General features: G+C 62.2%; 4 protein-coding genes. All 4 read right to left on the reverse strand.

All coding sequences use genetic code 11. From position 1 onward, the window contains the following. Nucleotides 1–104 precede the first annotated feature (104 nt). From VIW95_RS14660 to VIW95_RS14675, 4 genes are read right to left on the reverse strand one after another with little or no spacing between them, the layout of a single operon-like run. Nucleotides 105–899 (reverse strand): class I SAM-dependent methyltransferase, encoded by a 795-nt coding sequence (locus VIW95_RS14660; protein WP_331587827.1) that lies wholly within the window; start codon nucleotides 897–899, stop codon nucleotides 105–107. A gap of 5 nt (nucleotides 900–904) precedes the next feature. Next, nucleotides 905–1,708: an arsenite methyltransferase gene (locus VIW95_RS14665; protein WP_331587821.1), complete on the reverse strand. Its 804-nt coding sequence runs from the start codon at nucleotides 1,706–1,708 to the stop codon at nucleotides 905–907. A 25-nt stretch (nucleotides 1,709–1,733) separates the two neighbouring features. Continuing rightward, nucleotides 1,734–2,288, reverse strand: a complete 555-nt coding sequence (locus VIW95_RS14670) for a hypothetical protein (protein WP_331587823.1) — start codon at nucleotides 2,286–2,288, stop codon at nucleotides 1,734–1,736. Between the two features lies 1 nt (nucleotide 2,289). Beyond that, nucleotides 2,290–2,625, reverse strand: coding sequence for a metalloregulator ArsR/SmtB family transcription factor (locus tag VIW95_RS14675; protein ID WP_331587825.1), 336 nt, complete (start codon nucleotides 2,623–2,625; stop codon nucleotides 2,290–2,292). Between the last annotated feature and the right edge of the window lie 249 nt (nucleotides 2,626–2,874).

Here is a 2,874-nt window from a genome sequence, read left to right on the forward strand (position 1 = left end):
GCAGGATGTGGTGAATTTCCTGGACACGCTGTGACGACGGCGTGACGTGAGCACATCGCTCGCGATGCGCTCACGTTTTCCGTGTGAAGGATGAGCGTTCGCGCCTATGGCCGCCGTGCGACGAACCGCGCCTGAGCGATCTTTCCGGCGCGCGCCATCTCGCCGAGAAAGCGGAATCCATCGACCAGCGTTTCCATCAGCTCGGCGCGGAACGCGAGGGTCCGCAACACATCATAGGTAAGCTGCATCTCGATCATGTTGAGATACAACTCAAAATGCGGAGCAAACCGTTCGGTGTCTTCGGCGAGACGCGCCTCACAACCGCTGGCGGACAGCAGTTTGACATAGCCAGCAATGTCCTCGACGTTGGCGAACGTCATCATGGCCAAAAAACGCTGCGCCTCCGCATCGGTAAGCCCCGCCGGTCCTTCGACCCAGTCGGTGAACGCAATGACGCCGCCGGGACGCACCATCCGCGCCGCTTCCGCGATCAACTTCGGCTTGTCAGCGACATAGCACCACGCATCTTCGCTCCACACGAAATCCGCGCTGGCCGAAGGCAGGTCACACTTACAAGCGTCGGCGTGCACGAACCGGACGCGCCCATCGAGCCCTTCTTCGCGGGTCAGACGCCGACCCCGCTCGACCACCGCCGCGGTCGCATCGACTCCGACCATCGAGGCAACGTTGCGCGAGCGCACCAGCAGGCGCATACCCGCACCGTTGCAGCAGCACAGATCGATCCCGCTCGACCCGGCAGCGATTCCGGCGCGCTCGGCCAGGTCAAGCGACGCCTTCATGCCGCCGATGTGAAGTTGCTGTCCGAACAGCAATTTCATGAACTCTGTCTGCGTCCCGCTGTACGCGGAGATGACGTCAGCCAACCCGACGCCGGCCATCGACTTCACGGCTTGCGCGCTCGCACGAACGCGCTCATGAACTTGCCGTCCGCCATCTGCGCGATTCTCTCCAGGCCTTCATTGCCCGCGAGAAACCCCTTCGCGTCAGCCGCCGTGTAGATTCGCGTCGGCTCCACTTCGATCCGCTCGAATCCCGCCGCTTCGAGCTTCGCGCGGTACTCCGATTCCTCCAGCGCACCCGCGATACAGCCCGCCCACAACTCGACGCTGCGGCGGACGTCCGCCGGCATCGCGCCTCGCACCACGATGTCCGAAACAGCGAATCGCCCGCCCGGTTTCAGCACCCGGAACGCCTCGCGCAGCACGCGGTCCTTGTCGCCCGACAGGTTGATCACGCAGTTCGAGATGATCACATCGACCGAATTCTCGGGCAGCGGAATCTTTTCGATCTCGCCTTTGAGGAACTCGACATTCTGAACTCCCGCTTTGCGCTGGTTCTCGCGCGCAAGTGCGAGCATCTCGTCGGTCATGTCGAGCCCGTACGCCTTGCCCGACGGGCCCACTCTTCGCGCGGAGAGGATCACGTCGATACCGCCGCCCGATCCCAGGTCGAGCACTGTTTCGCCAGGTTCGAGCTCGGCGAGCGCGGTCGGATTTCCGCATCCGAGCGACGCCGCGAGCGCTGCGGTGGGAAGCGATGCCGTTTCAGCGTCGCCGTAAAGATTCGACGTGATCGGATTGCCCGCGGGCGCCGCTGAACCGCAGCACGCGCCGCCCTGAACCGTAACTCGCCGCGCTGCTTTCGCGTACTCCTCCCGGACCGTCTCCCGGATCGATTCGTTACTCATTGAAACCTCCAATATATTGCCAGAATTAGAGTGTTGCATTCCGTGCGACTGCTGCAGGGGCCGGCCCAGGCGCAAACCTTCGATGCCATCTATGCAGCGCGCTGAATATTAGCGGCACTCCCACCGCGCCGGGCAGTAGCCAATACGCGATGTACGGGAGATCCCTCCACAGCGGCAGGTTCTTGCCGTTATCCACGTAAAACGCCGTGAGCATCAGGATGTACGACAGCCCCATCCCGCTAACGTGAAAATCAACCCACCTCCGCCACAACTGCCGTCGCGCGATACGCCCCACCGTCGCCGCCATGAAAGAAAGCGCGCCGAGGATGAACAGGTGATAGTCCTCGGCCCATCGCATCGCGGCCAGCACCGACGCGGTCGCGAACAGCGCGGCGAGACTCCAGTAATACAAGGTCCCGGCCGTCGGGTGCTGACCTCGGCGTTTCGCGCTAAGCATCGCGACGATCCCAAAAACCACGCACGCCAAGCCGAGCAGGACATGGATGACAAGGACACCGATGAAGAGCGGCGAGTCCGACGGCAGGTCAAACCCGCCAAAGGTTTTCAAAGCCGCGTCCATCTCATGTCCCCCGATTGGCGGACAGCGAGCGAGCCGGCGTTGCGCCCAGCTTCGTATGAAGATCGGCACAGCAGTCCTCGGTCATAAACCGGATCAATTTCGCAGTCTTCGCCCAATCGATTGCGTAGTAGATAAACCGTCCCGAGCGACGCGCTGTGAGCAGCCCGCATCGGGTCAAAGCGTCCAGGTGGTGGGACAGCGTTGAGCCCGGCATCCTCAACCACCGCTTGATTTCCTCGACGCATTTGCCCTGCGGCCCGGCTCGCACCAGCAGCCGAAAAATCTCGAGGCGGTCCTTCTGTCCGAGCGCGCTAAACTGTTCGACGAATCGATTCACTACGATAATTCTAGTATGGTCGAAATATTAAATCCAATCGAACCGAGGTGCCCGCGCGCTTTGCCGCCGGCCACTCTCCGATTCACCACCGGCCGCCCGTCGGTGTTACATTGATCGGCGAGGTAACGGATTGCGCAACGCGATCGGCCCGCTGACTACGCTCGAGAAGGTCAACCTGGCCTTCGCGATGACGTGGGCGGCGGGCTTCGTCGATCTCGTCGGTTACATCTCCCTCTATGGCCTGTACAC

It is taken from the genome of Binatus sp. (SeqCode) (genome assembly GCF_036522015.1).
Lineage (GTDB): Bacteria > Desulfobacterota > Binatia > Binatales > Binataceae > Binatus.

Bases quoted from the DNA above. Each gene is read 5' to 3' on its own strand.
- VIW95_RS14660 (WP_331587827.1), bottom strand. From the start codon at position 899: ATGGCCGGCGTCGGGTTGGCTGACGTCATCTCCGCGTACAGCGGGACG.
- VIW95_RS14665 (WP_331587821.1), bottom strand. From the start codon at position 1,708: ATGAGTAACGAATCGATCCGGGAGACGGTCCGGGAGGAGTACGCGAAA.
- VIW95_RS14670 (WP_331587823.1), bottom strand. From the start codon at position 2,288: ATGGACGCGGCTTTGAAAACCTTTGGCGGGTTTGACCTGCCGTCGGAC.